The organism is Devosia neptuniae (assembly GCF_025452235.1).
Lineage (GTDB): Bacteria > Pseudomonadota > Alphaproteobacteria > Rhizobiales > Devosiaceae > Devosia.
This window is the reverse complement of sequence record NZ_CP104965.1, coordinates 2,049,535-2,073,411: the sequence shown is the minus strand read 5'-3', so window position 1 is coordinate 2,073,411 and position 23,877 is coordinate 2,049,535. Positions and strand designations below refer to the sequence as shown.

At 63.7% G+C, this 23,877-nt stretch carries 24 protein-coding genes; 11 read left to right on the top strand and 13 right to left on the bottom strand.

Annotated elements, in window-relative coordinates; genetic code table 11:
• Nucleotides 1–12: 12 nt before the first annotated feature.
• From N8A98_RS12975 to N8A98_RS12955, 5 genes are read right to left on the bottom strand one after another with little or no spacing between them, the layout of a single operon-like run.
• Nucleotides 13–801, bottom strand: coding sequence for an ABC transporter ATP-binding protein (locus N8A98_RS12975; protein ID WP_262171838.1), 789 nt, complete (start codon nucleotides 799–801; stop codon nucleotides 13–15).
• Nucleotides 802–809: 8 nt separating this feature from the next.
• Complete coding sequence (locus N8A98_RS12970) at nucleotides 810–1,844, bottom strand: FecCD family ABC transporter permease (protein WP_262171836.1); 1,035 nt, start codon at nucleotides 1,842–1,844, stop codon at nucleotides 810–812.
• Nucleotides 1,841–2,848, bottom strand: a complete 1,008-nt coding sequence (locus tag N8A98_RS12965) for a FecCD family ABC transporter permease (protein WP_262171835.1) — start codon at nucleotides 2,846–2,848, stop codon at nucleotides 1,841–1,843. The genes N8A98_RS12970 and N8A98_RS12965 overlap by 4 nt, the downstream gene beginning before the upstream one ends.
• Nucleotides 2,845–4,191 carry an MATE family efflux transporter gene (locus tag N8A98_RS12960; protein WP_262171833.1) on the bottom strand — a complete coding sequence of 449 codons (1,347 nt, stop codon included), beginning with the start codon at nucleotides 4,189–4,191 and terminating at the stop codon, nucleotides 2,845–2,847. Before N8A98_RS12960 ends, N8A98_RS12965 begins: the two co-directional genes overlap by 4 nt.
• 54 nt (nucleotides 4,192–4,245) lie before the next feature.
• On the bottom strand, nucleotides 4,246–5,217 hold the full coding sequence (locus N8A98_RS12955; RefSeq protein ID WP_262171832.1) for an ABC transporter substrate-binding protein: 972 nt from the start codon (nucleotides 5,215–5,217) through the stop codon (nucleotides 4,246–4,248).
• A 127-nt stretch (nucleotides 5,218–5,344) separates the two neighbouring features.
• Here N8A98_RS12955 and N8A98_RS12950 point away from each other — a divergent pair, with 127 nt between their 5' ends.
• Nucleotides 5,345–6,238 (top strand): LysR substrate-binding domain-containing protein, encoded by an 894-nt coding sequence (locus N8A98_RS12950; RefSeq protein WP_262171830.1) that lies wholly within the window; start codon nucleotides 5,345–5,347, stop codon nucleotides 6,236–6,238.
• Nucleotides 6,239–6,369: 131 nt separating this feature from the next.
• Here the strand turns inward: N8A98_RS12950 and N8A98_RS12945 are convergent, their stop codons facing one another.
• The 3 genes from N8A98_RS12945 to N8A98_RS12935 all read right to left on the bottom strand — a co-directional run bounded on the left by N8A98_RS12945 (nucleotide 6,370) and on the right by N8A98_RS12935 (nucleotide 9,425).
• Nucleotides 6,370–8,022 carry a GMC oxidoreductase gene (locus tag N8A98_RS12945; RefSeq protein WP_262171829.1) on the bottom strand — a complete coding sequence of 551 codons (1,653 nt, stop codon included), beginning with the start codon at nucleotides 8,020–8,022 and terminating at the stop codon, nucleotides 6,370–6,372.
• A gap of 44 nt (nucleotides 8,023–8,066) precedes the next feature.
• Nucleotides 8,067–9,134 carry a LacI family DNA-binding transcriptional regulator gene (locus N8A98_RS12940; RefSeq protein WP_262171827.1) on the bottom strand — a complete coding sequence of 356 codons (1,068 nt, stop codon included), beginning with the start codon at nucleotides 9,132–9,134 and terminating at the stop codon, nucleotides 8,067–8,069.
• A gap of 63 nt (nucleotides 9,135–9,197) precedes the next feature.
• The gene (locus N8A98_RS12935; protein WP_262172136.1) at nucleotides 9,198–9,425 is read right to left on the bottom strand and encodes a hypothetical protein; all 228 of its coding nucleotides are present in this window, start codon (nucleotides 9,423–9,425) and stop codon (nucleotides 9,198–9,200) included.
• Between N8A98_RS12935 and N8A98_RS12930 the strand changes: the two genes are divergently transcribed.
• From N8A98_RS12930 to N8A98_RS12910, 5 genes are all read left to right on the top strand, one after another.
• Nucleotides 9,369–10,298: a sugar phosphate isomerase/epimerase family protein gene (locus tag N8A98_RS12930; RefSeq protein ID WP_262171970.1), complete on the top strand. Its 930-nt coding sequence runs from the start codon at nucleotides 9,369–9,371 to the stop codon at nucleotides 10,296–10,298. The two genes, N8A98_RS12935 and N8A98_RS12930, sit on opposite strands and share 57 nt — an antisense overlap.
• Nucleotides 10,299–10,346: 48 nt before the next feature.
• Nucleotides 10,347–11,570, top strand: coding sequence for an ABC transporter substrate-binding protein (locus N8A98_RS12925; RefSeq protein WP_262171826.1), 1,224 nt, complete (start codon nucleotides 10,347–10,349; stop codon nucleotides 11,568–11,570).
• 79 nt (nucleotides 11,571–11,649) lie between these two features.
• On the top strand, nucleotides 11,650–12,507 hold the full coding sequence (locus N8A98_RS12920) for a carbohydrate ABC transporter permease (protein ID WP_390888838.1): 858 nt from the start codon (nucleotides 11,650–11,652) through the stop codon (nucleotides 12,505–12,507).
• Nucleotides 12,507–13,400 (top strand): carbohydrate ABC transporter permease, encoded by an 894-nt coding sequence (locus N8A98_RS12915; protein WP_113120110.1) that lies wholly within the window; start codon nucleotides 12,507–12,509, stop codon nucleotides 13,398–13,400. The genes N8A98_RS12920 and N8A98_RS12915 overlap by 1 nt, the downstream gene beginning before the upstream one ends.
• Before the next feature lie 5 nt (nucleotides 13,401–13,405).
• Nucleotides 13,406–14,485: an ABC transporter ATP-binding protein gene (locus N8A98_RS12910; RefSeq protein ID WP_262171823.1), complete on the top strand. Its 1,080-nt coding sequence runs from the start codon at nucleotides 13,406–13,408 to the stop codon at nucleotides 14,483–14,485.
• On the opposite strand, the gene N8A98_RS12905 is transcribed toward N8A98_RS12910, so the two are convergent.
• Complete coding sequence (locus tag N8A98_RS12905; protein WP_262171821.1) at nucleotides 14,482–16,083, bottom strand: metallophosphoesterase family protein; 1,602 nt, start codon at nucleotides 16,081–16,083, stop codon at nucleotides 14,482–14,484. The two genes, N8A98_RS12910 and N8A98_RS12905, sit on opposite strands and share 4 nt — an antisense overlap.
• Before the next feature lie 235 nt (nucleotides 16,084–16,318).
• On the opposite strand from N8A98_RS12905, the gene N8A98_RS12900 reads away from it, so the two are divergent.
• From N8A98_RS12900 to N8A98_RS12885, 4 genes are all read left to right on the top strand, one after another.
• The gene (locus tag N8A98_RS12900) at nucleotides 16,319–17,212 is read left to right on the top strand and encodes an SDR family oxidoreductase (RefSeq protein WP_262171819.1); all 894 of its coding nucleotides are present in this window, start codon (nucleotides 16,319–16,321) and stop codon (nucleotides 17,210–17,212) included.
• Between the two features lies 1 nt (nucleotide 17,213).
• Nucleotides 17,214–18,860: an alpha-amylase family protein gene (locus N8A98_RS12895; RefSeq protein ID WP_262171818.1), complete on the top strand. Its 1,647-nt coding sequence runs from the start codon at nucleotides 17,214–17,216 to the stop codon at nucleotides 18,858–18,860.
• 54 nt (nucleotides 18,861–18,914) lie between these two features.
• Nucleotides 18,915–19,112 (top strand): hypothetical protein, encoded by a 198-nt coding sequence (locus N8A98_RS12890; protein WP_113120105.1) that lies wholly within the window; start codon nucleotides 18,915–18,917, stop codon nucleotides 19,110–19,112.
• 104 nt (nucleotides 19,113–19,216) lie between these two features.
• Complete coding sequence (locus tag N8A98_RS12885) at nucleotides 19,217–20,989, top strand: alpha-amylase family glycosyl hydrolase (RefSeq protein WP_262171816.1); 1,773 nt, start codon at nucleotides 19,217–19,219, stop codon at nucleotides 20,987–20,989.
• On the opposite strand, the gene N8A98_RS12880 is transcribed toward N8A98_RS12885, so the two are convergent.
• From N8A98_RS12880 to N8A98_RS12865, 4 genes are read right to left on the bottom strand one after another with little or no spacing between them, the layout of a single operon-like run.
• The gene (locus tag N8A98_RS12880; protein WP_262171814.1) at nucleotides 20,986–21,951 is read right to left on the bottom strand and encodes a TIGR03885 family FMN-dependent LLM class oxidoreductase; all 966 of its coding nucleotides are present in this window, start codon (nucleotides 21,949–21,951) and stop codon (nucleotides 20,986–20,988) included. The two genes, N8A98_RS12885 and N8A98_RS12880, sit on opposite strands and share 4 nt — an antisense overlap.
• Entirely contained in the window at nucleotides 21,948–22,556 is a 609-nt protein-coding gene (locus N8A98_RS12875) for a cysteine hydrolase family protein (protein ID WP_262171813.1), read from the bottom strand. The genes N8A98_RS12880 and N8A98_RS12875 overlap by 4 nt, the downstream gene beginning before the upstream one ends.
• 25 nt (nucleotides 22,557–22,581) lie before the next feature.
• Nucleotides 22,582–22,920 (bottom strand): hypothetical protein, encoded by a 339-nt coding sequence (locus N8A98_RS12870; protein ID WP_113120101.1) that lies wholly within the window; start codon nucleotides 22,918–22,920, stop codon nucleotides 22,582–22,584.
• A gap of 56 nt (nucleotides 22,921–22,976) precedes the next feature.
• Nucleotides 22,977–23,300, bottom strand: a complete 324-nt coding sequence (locus N8A98_RS12865) for a hypothetical protein (protein ID WP_262171811.1) — start codon at nucleotides 23,298–23,300, stop codon at nucleotides 22,977–22,979.
• 154 nt (nucleotides 23,301–23,454) lie between these two features.
• Between N8A98_RS12865 and N8A98_RS12860 the strand changes: the two genes are divergently transcribed.
• Complete coding sequence (locus N8A98_RS12860) at nucleotides 23,455–23,865, top strand: VOC family protein (RefSeq protein ID WP_113120099.1); 411 nt, start codon at nucleotides 23,455–23,457, stop codon at nucleotides 23,863–23,865.
• Nucleotides 23,866–23,877 lie beyond the last annotated feature (12 nt).

Sequence of the window (23,877 nt, the reverse complement as noted above, 5' to 3'; positions counted from 1 at the left end):
ACCTGGCTAAGGTCAGGACCGGCCCCGGCGAAGGTCGACGTCGAAATGTGGCGCCGCTCCATTGCCGAGATCGACAAAACGGCCCTGGACATTAAAGGTCTTCTCGACCAATCCGCTGGCCGCCAGGGGCCCCGCGGGTCCTTCAAAGGATAATCTGCCACGATCGAGCAATATGATCCGGTCGGCAGCCATCATGGCCTGATTGAGGTCGTGGATGGCAAGAATGACGGTCACCCCGCGATCGCGGCTCAGCCGTCCGACCAGTTCGAGTACCTCGACCTGATGACCGATATCAAGGAAGGAGGTCGGCTCATCCAGGATGAGGATTTCGGCCTCTTGCGCCAGCGCCGCGGCGATCCAGGCGCGTTGGCGTTCGCCGCCCGAAAGTTCGCGCAGCCCCCGGCCGGCAAGATCGGCAAGGCCCGTGCTGTCCAGCGCCCAATCGATGGCGGCCTGGTCCTGCGGTCCATAGGCGCGCCACAGGCCGACATGGGCAAAGCGCCCCTGCCGAACCAATTGCTCGACCGACATTTCCTCCGGCGCGATCGGCGCCTGCGGCAGGAAGGAGAGCCGTTTGGCCAGGTCGCGGCGGCGCCAGCTTGCAAGGGCGCGGCCATCAAGCGCCACGCTGCCGCTGTCGGGCCGGGTCAGTCCTGCCAAGGCATGCAATGCGGTACTTTTTCCCGAGCCATTGGGTCCGATAAGGGCGAGCACTTCGCCCTTTTGCACCGATAGGGTCAGGGTCTGCAACGCTTGCCGGCGGCCATAGCTGACACTGATATCGGTGCATTGGAGCGACATGGCGGGTCTCACGGGGTGCGGCGCAGCAGGAACAAAAGGATTGGCGCGCCACCAATGGCTGTGACGACGCCGATGGGGATTTCCTGGCTGCCGCCGATGAGACGGCCGACCAGGTCGCCGACCACGACCAGCGTTGCCCCCAGAAAAATCGTCAATGGCAGCACCAGTGCGAAGCGCCGCCCGGCGATGAAGCGCGCCAGATGGGGCACGACCAGCCCCACAAAGATCAGCGGCCCAACCGCGCCGACCGCGCTGGCCGCGAGCATGCAGGCAATCAGCAGGATGATGCTGAACTGGCGCCGATAGCTCAGCCCGAACGAGCGGGCCACATCTGCGTCGAAGCGCAGCATGTCGATCGGCCGCTGCAATAGCGGCAGCGCGAGGAGCCCCACTAGGGTGAACGGCAGCAGGAACACCACATGATCCCAGCTCCGCGCATAAAGGCTTCCCGCCAGCCATTGCATGACGATCTCGAGCCGCGCCGTGCCCCAGCCCGAAATAATCCCCATGGCCAGGGCATGCAGCACGGCACCTACGGCAATGCCGCACAGCGTGACGCGAAGCGGGCTGAGACCGTGGCGCATGGCGAGGAAATAGACCACCACACCCGCCAGGCCCCCGCCAAGGCAGCCCACCAGCGGCAGCCACTGCACCGGCAGCAAATACAGCAAGTTCGGATCTGAATTGAAGCCATAGACGGCAAGAAACAGGAAGATGCTGATGGCGAGTGTCGCGCCCTGCGAAACGCCCATGATCGATGGATCTGCCAGCGGATTGCGTGTGATCGATTGCAGCAGCAGGCCCGCGACCGAAAAATGGATGCCGGCCAACAGGCCGGTGATCACCCGCGGCAGGCGGATATCGCCGATGATCAGCCGGGCATCGGCCGAACCGTGCCCCAATAGGACATTGAGCACCTCGCCCGGCGGCATATTGACGACGCCCATGAACACCGCTGCCGTGCCGGCCAGCAAGGCTATCGGCGCCAATATCCAGAGCGGCCAATCGGGAAAGCGGATCTGGATGGTGCTGGCGAGGTTCATGGCCCTGCTCCGGCCGTGACGAAGCTGCGGCGCTGCACCAGATAGATGAAGAACGGCCCGCCGATCAGCGCGGTCAGGATGCTGATCGGCAATTCGCGGGGCGCGGCGATGGTGCGTGCCAGCACATCGGCGAGAACCAGTATCAGGCCGCCAAAGGCCAGGTTGAGGGCGATGCTCCAGGCCTCCCCGGCCGGCTTCATCAGCCGTACCAGATGCGGCACGGCCAAGCCGATAAACGCGATGGGACCGGCAACCGGGGTAATCCCGGCAATTGGGGCGACTGCAAACAACAAGAGCAGCAGTTTCCATTGCCCGAGCCGCACGCCCATGCCGGCGGCCACCCCATCGCCCAGCTTGAGCAGGGCGATGATCCGGTGGCTCAACAACGCACCAATAATGCCCATGCTCACCCAGGGCAGCATGAAAGCGACATGCCCCCACGAGCGCCCCTGCAATCCGCCCGAAAGCCAGAACAGCACGGATGACGATTGCGGCCCGCCCAGCAGCAGGACATAGGTGGTGATGCCGCCCAGAAAGAGCGAGATGGTGATGCCGCCCAGCGCCAGATGGAGCGGGGAAGCCTGGCCACCCCGCGCTACCCACAAGCATGCGGCCGCCGCCGCCAGACCCCCGGCAAAGCCGATCGGCGGGTAGTAGATCGATGAAATGGCGGGCAGGAAAACAAAGCACGATACGATGACGGTGACGGCGCCCGCCGTGACGCCGGTCAGGTCCGGCGCTGCAAGCGGATTGCGGGTGATCGACTGCAGCAGTGCACCCGACACCGCCAGCCCTGCGCCCGTCAGAAAAGCGGCAATGCTGCGCGGCAACCGCAAGGTCCAGACGATGACGCCATCCAGTCCGTGATTGGGCGACAACACCGCCGCCAAGGCGGCAGGCAGCGTCATCGGCTTGGCGCCGGTCAGCAGCCCGGCAAAGCCGACAAATATCGCCAGGGCCAGTGCTATGGCAGCCAATGATGCGGAGCGCAGTTCGGGCTTCATGCCGTAGCCGCCGCGGATGGAAGTGCCATGGCGCTGCGTTCAAAGGTCACGACCATGCCCAGCGCCGTGACTACGAGCCCCAGCGCCAGCCCGATCCAGATGCCGGCCGGTCCAAGATGGAACTGCAATCCAAGCAGCCATGCCACGGGCACACCGACGACCCAATAGCCCACCATGGTCACCCAAAAGCTGATGCCGGCCCGCTGTACGCCGCGCAAGGCGCCGATCGCCACATTCTGCAAGCCATCGAATATCTGCATGGCAGCGGCGAGCGGCAACAGGGTCAGCGCTACGGCCGTGACCGCTGCCGTGTCGGCGCCGAGGCCGAAAGCGGCCAGCAGATTGTGGGGGAAGAGCAAGTAGAGGGCCGCAAACACCGCCATGATCGCAGCAACGACAACCAGGCCGGTCCGGCCGGAGCGCAGCGCCGCAGCGGCGCTGCCGCGTCCGACACCTTCGCTCACCCCAATGGAGGTCGCGTGCGACAATCCGATGGACAGCATGAAGACGACATAGGTGATTTGATTGACCACGGCATGGCCGGCCAATGCCGCAGCGCCGAATGTGCCGACCATCAGGGTGATGACGGCGGTGAACCCGGCTTCCGAGCCGTACGAGCCCGCCGTGGGAATGCCGATGGCCAGCAACCGACGCACCGAATTCCAGATATCGGCACGCGCCACCAACCGCTCGAAGCGGAACGAGGCATGCGTGACCCACACAATGGCCCCGAACTGGGCCAGATAGGCGATGGAACTGCTCGCTGCCACACCGGCCGCACCCAGTCTGGGCAGGCCGAAGGCGCCATAGATGAAGCCATAGTCGAACGCGGCGTTGATCACGATGGTCGCCAGCGTGATGACCAACAACGAATTGGTCTTCCTGCGGCCGACCACGACCCCGCGATAGGCGTAGAACCAGAAGAGCGGGAAAATGCCCGGCGCAACGAGAATGAGATAGTGCGCGGCAATGGCCGCGACGGCCGGGTCCTGGCCCAGTTGCCCCAGCATTCCGCCGCCCAGCACAAAACAGCCCGCGGCCAGCATGGCGGCGCCGCTCGCCACGATCAGCGCGGCGAGCAGATGGGCCGAGGCAACACTCTCGCGCTGGTCGGCCGCCACCAGATTGGAGGTTCCGACGATCAGCCCGAATCCCATGGTGCGGAGCAGGTTGAACGCGAAGAAACCGAGCGCGCCGCCGGCCAGGGCCTCGCCACCGAGCCAGCCCAGCATGACGATATCCGTCGTGGAAATCGCCACCTGGGCAAGCTGCACCAGCGACAGAGGCAGCGCCAGGCCAACAATATGCCGGGCTTCGCGCAGGCTGGGCAGGGAATTGGTCAAGAACGGCAATCCTGTGCAGATGCAATGGCGGACCCGGAGGTCCGCCATGGTCAGCTATTCGACGTTTGCGGGGATAATCTTGGCCGCTTCAGCCCGGATCTCGGGCATGGGGAACGTATCGGGATAGAGATAATGCGCGGCTTCGCGCAGCACCATTTCGCGGGCAATCGGACCGTGCGCCTCGACCCATTCGTCCCCGACATAGAAGACCCGGTTATTCTTGACCGCCGACAGCATCTGCCAGATCGGGTTGTTCTCGTGCGGCCGATCGGGGCCGTAATCATAGACGAAGATGACTTCGGGATCAGCGGCCAGCATGGCTTCCAGGCTCATCTCAAGGCCGAAATTATCCGGGATATGCGGGGTCGGATTGTGGCCGGCAATGTTCTCGCCGCCCAGCGCGGTGACGATCGCGGCCGTTATGTTCTCGGTGTAGAATGTCCATGGTGCATCGCCGCCCCACATCACCTGGAAGCGCGGATGCACATCCTTGGGCGCCTGGGCCGCGAATTCCTCGATATGCTTCTTGAAGTCGGCATTGAGCTGCTGAGCCCGCTCGGGTTGGCCCAATATGGTGGCCAATTGGGTGATCGAGCGGTCGCTGTCGGAGAAGAGCTCCAGATTATAGGCCAGATAGGGCGCGATATTCTGGTATTGAACGGCATTGCCCTCTGTATAGCGGCGCATAGCGACGATGACATCGGGCTTGGCTTGCGCCAGCAGTTCCAGATTGGGTGTAGCGCGCTGGCCGATCTGGGGCACGTCGTCGAGGTAATCGAGCAGGAAGTCCGGGTTGCGGCCCTCCACCATATAGGTCGTTGCCACCGGCTTGATGCCCAGGGCAAGAGCAACATCGGCGGCAAAATACGACACCGACGCCACGCGCTTGGCGCCGGCAGGCACCGTCACGGCAATTCCGCGATCGTCCACGAATGACATTTCCTGAGCCCCGGCAGCCGTGCTGGCCAATAGCGCCAGACCGAGGACAGCGACACCAGCGCGAACCGGCGAGATGAAGGAAGACATCGAGAATTGCATATGCCCGCAGGCTCCGATAAATGTGATCATCAAAGTCAAGTTAGCGCAATAACACCACCCAAATGGCGCCACGCAATCGAAAGCTCGTCACGCCTGCATGACAAAAGCTCAATCAGTGTCGCGACGCCTGCCATCGCTCAACGCCTTGCCGGCCTTCTCGGCGGCGGCCAGGCTGTGCAGCATTTCGCTGGCGGCCAGGGAACTATGCGTGACGCCGGGGGCCATCAGCCGGCAGATCAAATCGCTCGAGGAAAGCCTTGGGTCCCAGTTGTTCCGGCGCGGGCATAATTCGATCGTGCTGACCGAGGCCGGGCACCGGTTTCTCGCCCATGTCAACGGCGCCCTGGCGATGCTGCAGACCGGCGCCAGCACCATCGTGCCGGATCGCTCGCAGCTATCGATCCGCGCTCCAATCACCTTGGCCAGGCGGTGGCTGATCCCGCGCATCCGTTCCTTTTGCCAGGAAAATCCCGGCGTCGACATTGCCATCCACTCACTGGCGCTTGGCGATGCTGCAGCCGCCGACATCACCATGACCTATGTGAGAGCCACCGATGCCACCGCGCTCTCGCAGGCCTTCCTGCTCGACCGCACCATGGCCGTGTGTTCACCGCAACTGCTGGCTTTGCGAGGACGCAGCCTTGCACCCGCCGAGCTGCTTGGCCTGCCATTGCTGCTCGATACCGGCGACGCATGGTCCTGGCGGCGATGGTGTGCTGCAGCCGGTATCGGCTTTCATCCGCGCGGCGGCAGCATAACGCTCGATACCGATGAGGCGTCCATCGACGCCTGCCTGTCCGGATTGGGCGTGGGCCAGGCCAGCCCATCCTTCATCGAAAAGGAATTGCGGAGCGGACAGCTCGTCGCGCTCTGCGCCGACGTGGCGCCCATTGTGGGAGCATATTCATTCGCCCATGCGCCCAAAAGCCTGCTCGCCGGCCAATTCGTCTCATGGCTGCAAACCCAGAACGACACGGCCAAGGCCGCATTCGATATCGCTGCTGCCTAGTACACCCACAGCGCCCCTGGCGTTAAAAAGTCCGGCGGCGAAGAAGTGAATAACTTCGCCCATGATCAACGATCATGGCAGGCGCCGAGGAGGGTTCAAGGGGTCAGCAACCATCCAGGTATGCCTTACCCCTAAAGCCGGCCCGCTTTCATTTCCTGGGCCAGGTGGCGGCAGGCGCGTACGGTCAGGGCCATGATGGTGAGCGTGGTGCCGGCCACGCCGCTGCTGGCAAAGGCGCTGGCGTCGGTGACGAAGAGATTGGGCACGTCCCAGCTCTGGTTGGAACCATTGAGCACCGATTGGTCGGGCGCGCGGCCCATCCGCGCGCCGCCGGCCTCGTGGATCGCCGCGCCCATGACCATGGTCTTGGTGAACATGCGGCGGAACAGGAACCGGCTCAGCGGATCGGCATCGGGATAGGCGCCACGACCCTTTTCGACCAGGCCCAGGGGAGAACCGATGAATTCGAGCTCCCCGCCGGTTTCCTCGACGATTTCGGTCAAGGTAGCCAATTGCCTGGTCAGCGTCGCCTCGTCGGCGGCACCCATCTTGCAGCGGATATGCGGCACGGCAATGCCCCAGGCGTCCTTGCGCCTGGGATCGATGGTGACGCGGTTTTCGGCCGTGGGCTGCATGACACCAAAGCCGAAAAACGACAGCCGCGCATTGCCCGAGGAGCCGGTTGGATAGCGCCCGATCGAGCCCTGGAAGTTGAAGTCGCTCGCCGCTGTGCCGTCCTTGCCGACAAAGCGGGGCACGAAAATGCCTCCGGACGGGCCGTAGAACGGATCTGGCGGCGCCGTATCGGCGCTCGCGGCACCCTTGACCCTGGGATAGGAGCCGGTGGCGATGCAGGGCAATTGATCCATGAAATAGCGGCCCAGCGTGCCCGAACTATTGCCCAGCCCATTGGGATGGCGGGCCGAGGCCGAATTGAGCATAAGGCGGATGCTCTCGACCGGAGAGGCGCAGAGCACCACCGCCGAGGCGGTGATGGTGCTGCGCTGCCCGGTCAGCCGGTCGATGATTTCGGCGCCGATGGCGCGGCCGGTCTGCTCGTCGGTGAGCACCTTGTGGGCAATGGCATTGTAGCGGATATCGAGATTGCCGCTGGCCATGGCGTCACGCAGCGGGCGCAATATGCGGGTCGGTTCCGGCCCGATATAGCGCCAGGTGATCACCCGGCGATCCGGCCATTTGCCTTCAAGATCGGCCTTGAACAGCTGCTCGGCCTCGGTCAGCCGCGCCTCATGGGTATAGACGCTGTCGGGCTGGGTCGGGACATTGTCGTCGCGGCCGTAGATCTCGAGGCAGCGCTCCACCTCTTCGTAATAGGGCACCAGCTCGTTGTAGGAAACCGGCCAGTCCTCGCCGCGCCCGGTGCGGCTGCGCGTCTTGAAATCATCGTCCGTCCAGCGCAGCAGCGCTCGCCCGAATGTATGGGTGCGCCCGCCGGCCTGGCGGCCGCGGATCCACACGAAAGGGGCATCGGGCGGGGTCGTATAGGGATGCTGGCGGTCGTTGACGAAGAGATTGCGCATGCGCATGTCGAAATAGGCGGCGCGGGCCTGAACCCCCTGCCCGCTCAGTGTCGCCTTGGCCCGTTGCCACAGATTGATATCCGATTGCCGGATCTTGCTCTTGACCTCGAAATCCCTGGGGCCGATTTCCGGCCCCGCTTCCAGCAACACGACCTTGAGGCCCTGCGCGGTCAATTCGCGGACGGCAAACGAGCCCGACGCACCTGAGCCGATAACCATCGCGTCGAACTGGGCTTTAGACATCTATCGGCTTTCTGTGATGCAGGCCCGGCTTGGGCGCGGTGGAACTAGGATGGATCGGGCAGCAGCGCGCGCACGCTCTGGCGCAGCACCAATTGGCAGCGCACTTCGGTCCGCAGGGGTGGGCTGGTGACTTCCCCCTGGGCCATGTCGATCACCAGATCGACAGCGCGCCGGCCCATTTCGGCGGTTGATTGCTGCACCGTGGAGAGGCTGGGCGTCATGAAGGCACCCACGGCCGCGCCGTCGAAGCCGACCACCGAGACATCGCCCGGCACGCTCAGCCCGCCATCGACGACGGTTTTGATAAAGCCGATGGCGGTGTCGTCATTGGCGCAAACCACGGCGGTTGGGCGCTCCTGCGGCGGCAGGGACAGATAAAGCTGCCCGGCGTTGATGCCGCCGCTGAAGCTGAAATCCCCCTGCATGGTGCTGAGGTCATCCGGCGCGAGGCCGCTACGCTGCAGGGCGAGGCGCACGCCCTTGAGGCGTTCGACGTCGTGGTAATTGTCCGGCCGGCCGCGGATGTAGACAAACCGGCTGTGGCCCAGGCCGGCCAGGGCCTCCACGGCCTCCCCGATCGCCGCGCTGTCATTGCTGATCACGCTGGGCACGTTCTGCGCGCTCATGTCGAAATGCAGCGAGACCAGCGGCAGGCAGGCCTGCAACAGGTTGCGATCCCCGATGCTGGGGACCGGGCTGGCCATCAGCAGCACACCCGAGATCGTGCCGCCAAAGGCCAGCGCCAGAATATGCTCGTCGGTCTGGGCTTCGCGGGAAACATTGGCGATGACCAAGGAATAGCCGCGCGCCGTCAAGGCTGCAGCCGCCGAGCGCAGCACTTCGAGCACGGTCTGGGAGGCGCCGATATAGAGCTCGTCGGGCAGCACGATCATGATGGTGCGGGTCTGCCCGATGCGCAGATTGCGCGCGGTCTGGTTGACGATATAGCCCAGCTTGCGGGCGGCCGCCTCGACCTTGAGGCGGGTCGGCTCGGCGATGCGCCCCGGCATGGTCAATGCGCGGCTGACCGTGGATGGTGCCACCCCGGCCTCGCGCGCCACATCGGCAACGGATGGTGCAGATATCCGGTCAGGCGTTGGTTTTTTGCTCATCGCTGTCCCTCCTCCGCCCTTCTTGCCGGTAAAAATCGTGTGCCGTCAAACACGTAGCTAAGCCTAATTTTGGTGCAGTTTTTCCGCTTGCGCACCAAAACGCCATGTGCAATCAATATCGCGTTGGCAATCGATTGCCAATCCAAAAACATTCAGATCAATGAAACAAAACGCCGCAATAAATTTGCTGGCGTCGAGTAGGAGCGCGCCGTGACGCTGAACGCCAAAATAGACATGGCAGTTGATCTTGTAACTTTCTTCCACCCTGAATTCTGGGGTGTTGGAAATCACGGCGACATTCTTGCTTTTGCCGAATCAAAACCTGAATTGTTCTGGAACAAAATTCTCGACACTGTCGCTGCAGCCGGGCTGCGCGGTATCGAGCCCACTTTTTCCCCGTTCAACTGGCAGCATGCGATCAAGACTTTCGGCTCCGTTGCCGGGTTTTCCCGGGCCATGGAACAGCGGGGGCTGACGCTGGCCAGCGGCTTCTTTGCCGATCTCGAACATGGCAGCGACATCGCCGATCCGGCGGTCCGCTCCAAGCTGTTCGACCTCGTCAAAGCCTATGCCGAAGTGATTGCGGCCTGTGGTGGCGATGCCATGGTGGTGGGTCTGCCCATGCGCCGCACCCGCGATGCCGAGCCGCCGCTATTCGTCGACCTGCCCTATGCCCAGCGCATCGCCGAGGTGATCAACGAACTGGGCGCGCTGACGCTGCGCCAGGGGGTCAAACTCGCCCTCCACACCGAGGCCCATTCGGTATTTTGCACCTCGCGCGATGTCGATCTCTTCATGCTGTTGACCGACCCGCTCTATGTCGGCTTCTGCCCTGATGCCGCCCACCTGCTGGGTTCGGGTGCCGATCCGGTCGTGGTTACCACCCGCCATATCGACCGGCTGGTCGTGGCGCATTGGAAAGACGCCACCGGCGTCATGCCCTTCGACATTCCCATCGATGCCAGCATCCACGATAGCCACCAGGCCTATTTCTGCCGCCTGGGCGCGGGGCGTGTGGATTGGCCGGCCTGGGCGCGCATGTATCGCGACCACAATATTTCCGGCTGGGCCGTCCTTGAACTGGATGCCGCCGCCGACCCCCTGTCCGAAATGATCGCCTCACGGCAATTCGTCGAGACCACTCTGCTCCCCATTATCGGCTAAAGCGCGACGGCCCGCCCGCTCGCTCTGTGCAAGGAAGGACTACCCCCAATGCGTCTACTCCTGCCTAGTCTCACTGCCCTGCTGCTGGTTTCGGCCGCCCAGGCCCAGGACCTCACCGCCGAAGTCGCCCATTCCTGGACGTCGGGTGGTGAAGCCGCCGCGGTCAAGGTCATCTCCGATGCCTTTACCGCGCGTGGCGGCAAATGGGTCGACTGGTCCGTGGCTGGTTTTGAAAGCGCCAATGCGGCCTATATCAGCCGCTTGCTTGCCGGCGATCCGCCCACCGCCAAGACTGCCGTTGCCGGGCCCGAAGTTACCGAACTGATCGCCCAAGGGTTGATGAACGACATCGACACCGCCTTCCACACCGCCGTGCCTGATGGCGTGGTGCCCCAGGTGGTGCTCGACGCCATCACCGTGGACGGCAAGGTCTATATGGCGCCCACCGGCATGCATGCGGGCAGCTGGATGTTCTATTCCATGCCGGTGTTCGAAAAGGCCGGCATTACCGAAGCCCCGACCAGCTGGGACGAATTTTTCGCCGCTATGGACAAGATCAAGGCGGCGGGCCTGGTGCCGATCGCCTGGGGCGGCCAATCCTGGCAGGAAGGCATCGTCTTCCATGCCGTGGTGCTCTCCACCATTGGCGCCGAGGCCTTTACCCGGCTCTATAAGGACAGCGACCTGTCGGTCATCGACACGCCCGAATTTGCCGAGGCGGTCAATGTCTTTGGCCGCATGCGCGACTATGTCGATGCGGGCGCCGCCGGCCGCAACTGGAACGATGCTACCGCCATGGTGATCCGTGACGAAGCCGGCGTGCAATTGCTGTCCGACTTCATCAAGGGCGAATTCACCACGGCCGGCGAGAAGCCCGGCGTCGATTATGGCTGCGCCCTCACCCCGGGCACGGATTCGCTGATCTTCCTCGCCGATGCCTTTACCTTCCCCAAGACCGGCAATGCCGACGAGGACAAGGCGCAGGCGCTGCTGGCCGAAACCGTACTTGACCCCAAGGTGCAGGCCGATTTCTCGGCGCTCAAGGGCTCGCTGCCGATCCGCACCGATGTGGACACCTCCGGCCTTGATGCCTGTGCGCAGAAGGCCGTCGAATTGGTCAAGCAGGACAAGATCGTTCCCGACGCCGCCATGACGCTCTCGCCCGCCATCAATGGCGGCTTCAAGGATGCCGTGGGCGCCTTCTTCGCCGATCCCTCCATGACCAGCGAAGCCTTTATCGAGCAATACAAGGCCGCTTTCGCCAATGGTTGATCAATCGGGCGCGCGCTCCATTGCGTCACCCCCCGCCCGACCCAAGGCTATCGGCAGGCTTCGCCTGCCGGTGGCCGCCATGGCGGCGCTGACGCCGGCCTGGCTCATTATCCTCCTGGTCTATCTGGGCACCACCGTGTGGACGGTGCAGATCTCGCTGACCAAGTCGCGCATGCTGCCGTCCAACGAGTTTGCCGGGCTATCGCAATATCAGCGCCTGTTCGGCACCGCGCGCTGGTCCAATTCCATCGAGAACGTGCTGACCTTCGGCGTGGTCTATGTGCTGGGCGCCATGGTGGTCGGCCTGCTGCTCGCCATAGCCATCGATCGCCGCGTGCGCTTTGAAAGCGCTTGGCGCACCATGTTTCTCTATCCCTATGCGCTGTCCTTCATCGTCACCGGCCTGATGTGGCAATGGCTGATGAACCCCGAAATCGGCATCCAGGCCACCGCACGCGCCGCCGGACTGGGCTGGTTCACCTTCGATTGGACCACGCGTTCGGACATGGCGATTTATGCAGTGGCATTGGCCGGCATCTGGCAGAGCGCCGGGCTCGTCATGGTGCTCATGCTGGCCGGATTGCGCGGTATCGACGCGGATCTGTGGCGCGCCACCCGCATCGAGGGCATCCCGATGTGGCGCACCTATCTCACCATCGTGCTGCCCCAGCTCGGTCCCTCGGTGGCGACCGCCTTCATGCTGCTGACCATGGGCGCGGTGCGCACCTTTGATCTGGTGGTGGCGCTGACCAATGGCGGCCCCGGCCAATCCACCGAAGTGCCGGCCAAGTTCATCATGGACAGCCTGTTCGCCCGCCAGGATCTGGGCCTCGCCACGGCCGGCGCCACTGTGATGCTGTTCACCGTGATGGCCGTCACCATTCCCATTCTTTACGCGCGCGATATCTGGGCGCGTCGCCAGAACGGAAGGCTCTGATGCGCGATCCCTTTCCCGCCACGGCCCGTGGCCAGCGCCCGCAACGCCTGACCACTGCGCGCATCGGCCTTTATGCTTTTCTGCTCATCGCCGCGCTATTCTTCCTGCTGCCGGCCTATGTGATGATCGTCACCTCGTTCAAGAGCATGGGCGAAATCCGCTCGGCGCAAATCTTCGCCCTGCCGCATATGCTGGACTGGTCTTTCTGGCTCAAAGCCTGGTCGAGCGCCTGTGCTGGGGTGAACTGCAACGGCGTCAGCGTCGGCTTCTGGAATTCGGTCAAGATCACCGTGCCCGCCACCATCCTGTCGGTGCTGCTCGGCGCCGTCACCGGCTACGCCCTCTCATTCTGGAAGCCGCCGGGCTCCAAGCTGCTGTTTGCCGCCATCACTATTGGCGGCTTTATTCCGCTGCAGATCTTCCTCTTTCCCATGGTGCGCGCCACCGCAGCTCTCGGGCTCTACAATTCGCTGGGCGGCATCGTGCTGGTGCATGTGGTGTTCGGCCTGCCGCTGACCACGCTGCTGTTCCGCAATTACTACGCCGCCATTCCCGTGGAACTGTTCAAGGCGGCGCGCGTCGATGGGGCCGGCTTCTGGCGCATCTTCTTCGCGCTGATGCTGCCGCTGTCGCTGCCCATGCTGGTGGTGGCCGGGCTGATGCAGATGACCGGCATCTGGAACGATTTCCTGCTCGGCCTGGTCTTTGCCGGCCGCGACAATCTCCCCATGACGGTGCAACTCAACAATATCGTCACCACCACGACCGGCCAGCGGGAATACAATGTCCATATGGCCGCGACCGTGCTGACCGCGCTCGTTCCGCTTGTCGCCTACTTCGTCTCCGGCCGCTGGTTCGTCCGCGGCATCACTGCCGGTTCCGTAAAAGGTTAGCTGCCATGCCCGTTCCCGTTTCCCTGCGTTCCGTCGCTATCGGCTATGGCAGCACCGCCGTGGTCAAGGATTTCGATCTCGAAATCGCCGCCGGCGAATTCCTCGTCCTGCTGGGGCCATCAGGCTGCGGCAAATCCACCCTGCTCAATGCCATTGCCGGTCTGTCCGATCTTTCGGATGGCGAAATCTGGATTGGGGAGCGCAACGTCACCTGGGCCGATCCCAAGGACCGCGGCATCGGCATGGTGTTCCAGTCCTATGCGCTCTACCCCAATATGAATGTCGAAAAGAACCTCAGCTTCGGGCTGCAGGTGGCCGGCATGGCCAAGGACCAGATCGCCCGCCGGGTCAAGCGCACGGCGGCAATCCTGCAGCTCGAGCCCTATCTGCAGCGCCGTCCGGCCGCGCTGTCCGGCGGCCAGCGCCAGCGCGTGGCGATCGGGCGGGCTTTGGTGCGGGACGTCGATATCTTCCTCTTTGACGAACCGCTCTCCAATCTCGACGCCAAATTGCGCACCGAATTGCGTGTCGAAATCAAGAAGCTGCACCAGGAACTGGGGAGCACGATGATCTACGTGACCCATGACCAGGTGGAGGCCATGACGCTGGCCGACCGCATTGCCATCATGCGCGATGGCATGATCCAGCAATTGGCCAGCCCGCGCGAAATCTACCACCGCCCGGCCAATCTGTTCGTCGCCGGCTTTATCGGTTCGCCAGCCATGAACCTGATCTCGGGCGCGCTGGTGCCCAAGGCGGGCAAGACGTTCTTTCGTTCGGAACTGGGCACGGTCGAGCTGCCCCAAGCAGCGGCGCAGGCCGCTGAAGAACACGCCGTCATTGCCGGCTTGCGGCCCGAACAGATCGTGCTCGACACGGCTTCGGGTCTGCCGGGCTTTGCCGCCAAGGTCAGCGTGATCGAGGCCATGGGCCCCGACACGATCCTGTGGTGTGAGGCCGAAAGCGGCGTCTTCAGTGTGCGCATGCCGGGCGATTTTGCCGGGGCGGTTGGCGACAGCGTGACGTTGGGCCTCGACCTCGCCACGGCGTCCTATTTTGACAGCGCCACCGGCAAGCGGCTTTAGTCGGCGGTCACCGCCCCGCTGGCGAGATCCACCTTGAAGCGCGTGGCGGGCAGCCGGGTCCCATAGCGCACCATCATGCCGAAAAACCGGCCCAGCTGCCGCTCGACCGATCCCTCCGGCCAATCGCGCGTGGCAAACAGCGCGGCGAGATCGGCATAGGCGGCCAGCCGGGTGGCCCCGATATCGGCCAGCGTCAGATCGCTGGCCTTGCGCAGCTTGTACCAATCCACTACCGCCGCCATGAACGGCAATGCCGCCATGTCGGGCGCCAGCGCGCCCCCGGCCAGTCGGGCCAAAGCGCCAAGATTGACGCTTTCGACCATGCGGCGCAGGTCCTCGGGCCATTCGCGCGGCAGGTAGCGATCGCGCACCAGGAGATCGAGATGCCGGCTGATGAAGCCGAAATGATCGCCTGCCGCGCGCAGCCCCTCATCGTCATAGCCCGTCACCGCGCATTCGGCGGCATAGCGGGCAAAGCCCACATCATAGCCGGCCACATCGCGCAGCATCACGGTGTCGACCTGCAGCGTTTCCGCCGACAATTCGCAGAGCTTGTAGGCCGGCGGAAACGCCACCGGCGCCGGCACCGCCAAATTGAGCAGATAGCTACCATCATCGGCGAAGCGCGCCGTGTCGTTGATATGCCAATGGCCGCTGAAATGCAGTTTCACCCCCGCCTCGAGGAACGCTTCCGACACGGCCGGCGCCGGCATGCGGCGCGCGAATGTGGTCTTGCCGAGCAGGGCCAGTTCTTCGTCAATCGTGCCATTGAGCGGATCGACCACCGGATAGTGCGAGAACACCATCAATTGCTTGCCCAATTGCTGCGCCCGAGCGGCGACATCGGCGGTCCAGGCCAATAGATGCGGCTTGAGCTCCAGCGCTGCGTTCCAGCCCGCCTCCGAGCAATCGGCAAAGCCGTCGCCTTCGGGGCGATAGATATTGGCGTCGAGTGAGAGCAGCCACAGGCCCGGCGCCGGCTCCACCAGATAGGAGGCGTCGACCATGTCCACGCTCTGGCTGCCGTCTTCTGAGGTTGCGGTATAAAGCCGGCTGGCCAGCGCATCGTCGCTGCCAAAGGGGCTTTCCCAGTGGATATCCGCGGGGTGGCGCATGAAGCCCATCTGGCCCAAGGCGGGCAGCACGCGATCGTAACCGCCGGCAAACATGGCGTCGGTCACCACCTGGCCCGCGGCCTGCGGATCGCTTGCCGCAACATCGCTGGTCACCAGGTCATAGCGCCCGTCGGCACGCAGGATGCGCTTGGATTGATGTCGCCCGGCGCGGGCGAACAGGTCATGATTGCCCACCGTCATGAAGAAGCGCATGCCAAACCTGGCCGTGTAGCTCTCGAGCAAAGCCACGGCGCCATCCACCGCATAGCCCTGCCCGTCATCGGTCAGATCGCCCACGATAATGACCGTCTTGATGCCATCGGCGGCAATCTGGTCGAGTGCAGCGCGGAAGGCCGGCGCGCTTTCGTTGAACACGCGGGTGGATTCAGCCGTGTCGATCAAGCTGCGCAGGAACAGCTGATCGCCGGCCCCGGTGAACTCGGCATCATGGAAATGCGGATCGGCAATAACGGCAAAACGCATCACGCTGGCTGGCCCTGCCGGGCTTCCCAAATCCATGCCGAAGCCGGATCGGCGGTTTCCATGGTCTGCTCCAGCGCGACGCTCATCTTAGTCAACTCCAATGCAAAGCCGTCTTTGCACGCGCGTGCAAAATGGTCAATGCAGAAGCGGCGCGCAGGGCAAAGCGCGTGGAAAGAGTGGGGAACACTTGCGCCGTTGAGGCATTGGTCCCTGGAGTTTTTCACGGAGGACAACCATGCCCGACCGCTTCACCATGCAGGATCCCCGCTACCAATATCCTGCTCCGCCCTTTCCCGCCCAGCCGCAATCGCCGCCGGGCATTGTGGGCAAAATGGAGCCGGCGCCGGATCATGGCGAGGAGAGCTATGCCGGCTTCGGACGGCTATTGGGTCGCAAGGCGCTGATCACCGGCGGCGATTCGGGCATCGGCCGGGCGGCCGCCATCGCCTATGCCCGCGAGGGCGCCGATGTGGCGATCAATTTTCTGCCCGAGGAGATCGAGGACGCCAATGAAGTGATCGGCTATATCGAAAAGGCCGGCACCAAGGCCGTGGCCCTGCCCGGCGACATTTCCAATGAGCAAACCTGTCAATCCATCGTCGCCGATGCGGTGGAGCAATTGGGCGGGCTCGATATCCTGGTCATCAACGCCGCCCGGCAGCAAGCGCGCGAATCGGTCGAGGAGGTCACCTCGGCCGATTTCGACAAGACGCTGAAGACCAATCTTTACGCTTTGCACTGGCTGGCCCGAGCCGCGACGCCGCATCTGCCGCCGGGCGCAGCGGTGATCACCACCACCTCGATCCAGGCTTATGAACCATCGGCTCACCTGCTCGACTATGCCACCACCAAGGCCGGCATTGCGGCCTATACCAAGGCGCTGGCCGAACAGTTGATCGAGAAAGGCATTCGCGTCAACGCAGTGGCGCCGGGCCCGTTTTGGACGGTGCTGCAGCCCAGCGGCGGCCAATTCCCCGAAAAGGTCAAAACCTTTGGGCAGGACAGCGCCTTTGGCCGGCCGGGGCAGCCGGTCGAACTGGCGCCGATCTATGTCCTGCTCGCCTCCCAGGAAGCCAGCTTCATAACCGGCGAGGTGTTCGGCGTCACCGGCGGCAAGGGCATCGCCTAGCATGGCGCATGAGGAACCCTGGTATCTCGATGCGGTGTTCTATGCCATCGACGTCAAGCGGTTTGCTGACGCCGATGGCGACGGCATTGGTGATTTTCCCGGCCTGACCAGCAAAATCCCCTATCTGTCCGATCTGGGCGTGACCTGCATCTGGCTACTGCCGTTCTTTGCCTCGCCCGGCCGGGACAATGGCTATGACGTCAGCGATTATTACCGGATCGACCCCCGGCTCGGCACGACCCAGGATTTTCTCGATTTCCTGCATGCAGCGGGCGAGCGGGGTATCCGGGTGATCATTGACCTCGTGGTCAATCACACCTCCGACGAGCACCCCTGGTTTGAGGCGGCACGGCGCGACGAGCGCTCCCGGTTTCGGGATTATTACGTCTGGAGCGGGGAGGCCCCACCCGTTAAACCCGACGATCAGTCGGTCTTTCCCGACGACGAGCCCACGATCTGGACCTATGACCAGGTCGCGCATGCCTTTTATTATCACAAGTTCTATCGCTTCCAGCCCGATCTCAATACCGGCAATCCGGCCGTGCTCGATGCCATCGAGCATGTCATGGATTATTGGCTGTCGCTGGGGGTCGCCGGGTTCCGGCTGGACGCCATTCCCTTCGTCATCGGCCAGAACGGGTTATCCTCGGCCGATCCGGACAATCCCGATGGCGTGCTGCAACGGTTCAACACCTATATTCAGGACCGCCGTCCAGGCGGCCTGCTGGTGGGCGAGGTCAATTTGCCACCCGCCGAAACCGGGCGCTATTTCGGCCAGGGCGACCAGCTCGGCCTGCTCTTTAATTTCCTGCTTCCCTGCTACGTCTTTGCCGGGCTCGCCACTGAACAGGCCGGGCGCATTTCCGAGGCACTGGACCTGTTGCCCGAGCCGCCGCCCGATTGTGGCTGGGCCAATTTCCTGCGCAACCTGGACGAGCTGGATTTCTCGCAGGTGCCGTCCGATGTCAGGGCGGAGGCCTTTGCCGCCTTTGCCAAGGACCCCAAGGCGGTAGTGCATGACCGGGGCATCAGGCGGCGCATCGCCCCGATGCTGGATGGCAATCGCCAGCGCATCGCCATGGCGCTGAGCCTGACCATGTCGCTGCCTGGCGCCTCCGTGCTGGTCTATGGCGATGAAATCGGCATGGGCGACGATCTCTCCCAACCCGACCGCGTGTCGGTCCGCTCACCCATGCAATGGACCGCTGGCAAAAATGGCGGCTTTTCCAAAGCCGCACCATCAAAGCTCATCCAGCCGGCGATCGACGAGGGGCGCTTTGCTTATCCCCACGTCAATGTCGCGCAGCAGGCGGACGATCCGGCCTCCCTGCTCGGCCAGGTCAAGGCGCTGATCCGCGCCAAGCGCGGCGTGAGCAAACTGCTGCGCGGCCGCGCCTTGCCGGTATCGAACGACAATCCGGCAGTGCATGTCAGGGCCGTTGGCGATGGCGCCAATCTGGTGCTGCTCGCCCATAACCTGTCCGGCCAGAAGCAGGATATTGCGCTTGGCTTCGGCGAGCATTTCTCGGCCCAGCTATCCGATCTGCTTGGCCGGGACACGTTCGATGTCAACGACACATTGGCATTGTCCCTGCCGCCCTATGGGTATCGCTGGCTGCAAGGCGCCAAGCGGAATTGGCCCGCTTAGGAAACCGCTGCCATCAAGGCGCGTTTAGCTCAGGCAAGACGAAGAGGTGAAACCATGACCACCGACTTCACGCTGCTGGCCAAGGTTTTGGTGGACCAGCATTATGCCGCGGGGCCCGATCGGCTCAAGGAAGTGCTGGCCCAGGCGCTGGCCGAGGCATCGGCTCCCGCACAACCGGACGGCCAGCCGCGCGAGCGATTGCTGGCCGAGGTTGCCGAACTCGAAAAGACCTCCCAGCGCGGTTCCGAATAGGGCGGCCCCGATCCCGGCGCATGCAGCCGCCGATCATACAGCAAGCGCGGAACGCTCCGCCGCGTCCGCTCGTTTATGGCTGCATTCCCAATTGGAAACCCGCCATGACGTCTCTCTTCGGCCCCCGTCTTGAGGGCTCGGCCACCGAATTCCGCCTCTGGGCGCCCAGCGCCAAAACTATTGAAGTGATATTTCCCGACAGACCGCCTGTTGCGCTCGAGAAAGGCGAGAAAGGATTCTGGTCCGCGCGCGTTGATGATTGCGGAGCGGGAACACGCTACAAATTCCGCGCCGGCGAGCTGGAATTTCCCGACCCCGCCGCGCGGCAGCAGGATGGCGGCACGGCAGGCTGGAGCATTGTGTTGCCGCCGTTACAGCCGAGCGGCCGCGACCAGCCACTGCGTCCCTGGCATGAGACTATTTTGTGCGAGGTGCATGTGGGCACGGCTTCCCCCGAAGGCACCTTCCGGGGTCTGGCCAACCGGCTTGAGCATTTCCGCGATGCCGGTTTCACCGCGCTCGAAATCATGCCGATCAACGCATTTCCGGGCACGCGCAATTGGGGCTATGACGGCACGCTGATCTTTGCCCCGGCCGAGGCCTATGGCAGCCGGGACGAGTTGCGTCAGCTGGTCGACCGCGCCCATGAATTGGGGCTCTGCCTGATCCTTGACGTCGTCTACAATCATTTCGGCAATTTCGACAATTTCATCCAGCGCTATGCGTCGGAATGGTTCGACGATGAAGTCGAGACACCCTGGGGCCCCGGCATCGACTTCACCCACGAGATGGTGCGGCAATTCTACTACGAAAACGCCCGCATGTGGCTGGATGAGCTGGATTTCGACGGCCTGCGTTTTGACTCCGTGCATGAGATGAAGACCGCCGCGCGCAGCGTGTTTCTGAAAGGGCTCGCCAAATCGGCCCGCGCGGTCAAAAGCGATGCCAAGCTGATCATCGAGAACATGGACAATATCGCCTCCTGGCTCGACCGCGACCAGCGGGGACGGCCGCTGGATTTCTCCGCGCAGTGGAATGACGACATTCACCACGTGCTCAATTATCTCGTCACCGGCGAGGACAAGAACGGCTATGCCGACGGCTCCAAGGACGCCATAGCCGACCTCGAAAAGGGCCTCGCCGACGGTTTCGTGCATGATGGCGAGGCGGATGGCGACAGCGACGGCACAACCCGGGGCGAACCGGCCAGCCGGCTGCCGCTCGATGCCTTTGTGTCCTATGTGCAGAACCACGACCAGATCGGCAATCGGGCGGATGCCAAGCGCCTGCCGGACCGGATCAGCGCCGAGAAGCTGGATTTCCTGCATTTCGTGGTGATGCTGGCGCCGCAAATCCCGCTCTTCTTCATGGGCGAGGACGCGCATCTGCGCACGCCCTTCCCGTTTTTCATCGATCTGCCCGAGGCGGCCGCCGCACCCAAACGGGCGGACCGCTATAAGCAGATGCGGGAAACCTTCGAGGAAAACGTCAGGGATGGCGGCCTGCCCGATCCGAATGCGCCCGAGACCTTCCACAGCGCCAAGCTGGATTGGGCCGATTATACCAATCCTGAACGCCTCGCGGCGCTGGAGCGCTTTCGCAAGCTCGCGTCCTGGCGGCGCAGCCTGCTCTGGCCGCTATCGGCCACGCTATGTCTCGACGCCCGCACCGGCCGGCAGGACACCGCCATCGTCGTCAGCTGGATTTTCGAGGCTGGCGTGCTGACCATGGCACTCAATGCTGCGGACCGGCCGGCCGATATTGCCTGCGTCATTGCTGGCCCGCCTGTCGCTACCGGCGAATTCTCCCAGCAGGGCGAGGTCCTGCGGCTGGGAGCGTGGAGCGCCGTATGCTGGTCCTGGCAGCGCGATCCCTAGATCGCGCGCAGATCCGGCAGCACGTGCGCCCCGAACGCCTCGATAAATTCGGGCTGGTTGCGGCCCACGCAATGCAGCTGCACCGCCGTGACGTCGAGCGCCATCAGGTCGGCGAGCCATTGGCGGTGCTGGCCCAGATCGGCCGATACCGCCACGCAGCGGCGAATGGCGTCTTCGGTGACGAGACGTGCCACCGTGTCAAACTCGGAAGGCTGGCTGAGCTTCCAGCTGACATCGCCGCCGGCCGCGACCGGCCCCCATTGGTCCAGCGCATTGGCCAGGGCTTCTGCTTCGGTGGGCGCCCAGGACAAAGCGTGTTGCAGATGCACGGGCTTGCCCGCCCCGCCATTGCTGCGGAAGGCCTCGAGCACCGTCCGCACGGTCGCGATGTCCCCGCCCATGGTCAATAGGCCATCAGCCCAGCCGGCCACGAAAGCAGCCGTTTCCGGGGTGACGGCCGCGCCATAAAGCGGCAGCGGTTCGGCGGGCCGCGTATAAAGCCGCGCTTCGACAACGTCCACCCGTCCCCGATGGGTCACGGTCTCGCCGGCCAGCAGCGCCCGCATCACCGCGACGCATTCGAGCAGATGGGCATTGCGCTCCGCCTTGTCCGGCCATGCCTGCCCGGTAATGGCCTCATTGAGCGCCTCGCCGCTGCCCAAAGCCAGCCAGAGCCGGCGCGGAAACAGCTCGGCAATGGTTGCCGCAGCCTGCGCCAGAATGGCGGGGTGATAGCGATAGCCCGGTGCCGAGATGATGCCGAAGGGCAATGACGTGGCCTGCATGGCCGCGCCCAGCCACGACCAGGCAAAACCGGACTGGCCCTGCCGTTCGCTCCAGGGATGGAAATGATCGGAGGATTTTGCGCAATCGAACCCGGCCGCCTCGGCTTGCCGGACGTAGTCGAGCAGGGCTGAGGGCGAGAATTGCTCATGCGAGGCGTGATAGCCCAAAGCCGTCATATCGCCTCCTCCCGCCAGAACTCGAACAATTCCTCCACGCTGGTAATGCTCAATTGCACCTGGAAGCGGCTGCGATAGATGCCGATCATGGCGTCATGGGTGGCGTCGGCCGAACCGAACAGCGCATCGAGCGGCAATATCACACGATAACCCAGATCGATGGCGCCCAGCACCGTGGCCAGCACGCAGACATCGGTTTCCCCGCCACTGACCACCAGGGTAGTTATCCCAGCCGATTGCAGTAAGCCGTGCAAATTGCCGGCCAGCCAGGGCGAATAGATGGACTTGTCAAAGGTCCGCGCCGGGGGCACGAACCGCTTGAGCGGCGGAGTGAGGTCGATAAGCTCGGGCGGCAATTTCTCGCGCGTCATGTCGGGCCAGCGCCGGTAATAATCCTGCCAGGCGCCCACGGCATGGGCGGGCGTTTCCGGCGGCACGAAGCGGGTGAAGATGGTGCGCTCGGCCGATCGTTCCACCAGCATTTCCACCGCCGGCAGCACACGCTTGAGCCATGGCGCGTGCCAATCGGTTTCCTCGGCGAACAGCGATTGCATGTCGACGCAGATATGAGCCCAGCGGCGATCCAGTTCGCGATCCAGCACCATCGATCTCCGCTAAACCATGCCGGGGTCAGGCATCGCGGCTGGCCTCGGTGGCGCGGGCCAGCTCGAAGACTTCGTCCTCGCTCAATGCCGCGCCCGCCGGCTGCAATTCGCCCCATTCGGGACGCCACAGATCATCGCTTTGCAGCGTCACCACGATTTCGGCAAAGCCGTGCAGATCCTTGGCGGCCTGCGCCGCGTCGAACGCTTCGGCGACGGAGTGATAGGTCACCTCATCGGCGTCCACATCACCCCGCGATGGCCACCATACGGCCGCCAGAATGGCGCCCGCTGCGTCGCGTTCGATGCCGATGGTGACGGCATCGGGGGCGTCTTCCCCCTTGGCTATTTGCCGGAAGCGTTGCATCGCATCCTCCTGTGCCCAGACAAGGGGGAACCCCGCTGTTTCGTTCCCGCGCCCGGCTAGTTCGCCTCCTCGGAGGCTGCGAAGCCGCCTTCGTCGCACATGGCGATGGTCAGGTTTTCGAGATCGACCGCTCCGGCCTGGGCGCTTTGATCAGCGGCAGCTGCATCGGTTGCCGGGGCTTCGGTCATCGTGGTTTCCGGCGTCTGCGTTCCGGTCGTGCCCTGCTGGTAGCGCAACTCGTCGCAGCGCTCCTGGATGGCATCGACCTGGTCGGCGGCTACGGGTTGCCCGCCGATGACATGCTCCTGCGCCATAGCGATGGGGGAAAGACCCAGGCTGGCAGCAAGGGCAATGGATGCAAAAGTGCGATGGGTGCGCATGATCTGTCTCCTCATTGTTTGGAGCAGGACCAACGCATTGCCCGGCCCGGATGTTGCGCGAAACCGTGGGGCGGGCCGGCAGCCTGGATGCAACCTTCCCTACGCCAGCACCGTTGGCCTCCTACAAAGCTTCGTGCAAAACGGAGGATTCCGGATGGCCATCGCCCATCGCATTTCGACCAATCTTTTGACCCGCGACATTGCCGCCAGTACCGAATTCTATCGGGCGCTGTGCGGCTTCCGGCAGGTGCATACCGAAACCTGGTATGTGGTGCTGGCCACCCAGCCGGACAGTCCCTTTCAACTGGGCCTGATCGATTGGGTGAGCGAATTCGTACCCCGCGCCGCACGGGGCGTGGCCCAGGGTTCGTATCTGGAAATCGTGGTCGATGATGTTCCCGCCGCGGTTGACGCGATCCGCCCCTTCGAGGTGGAGATCATCGAGGAACCCGTGACCTTCGGCGAGCAGGTTCGCGCGGTGATCCGTGACCTGGATGGCCACGTGATCGACCTGACCACGCCCCATGCGCGCTACGTCATTCCCCCGCGCAAGGCGGTGGGTTAGCCCCGACCAGAG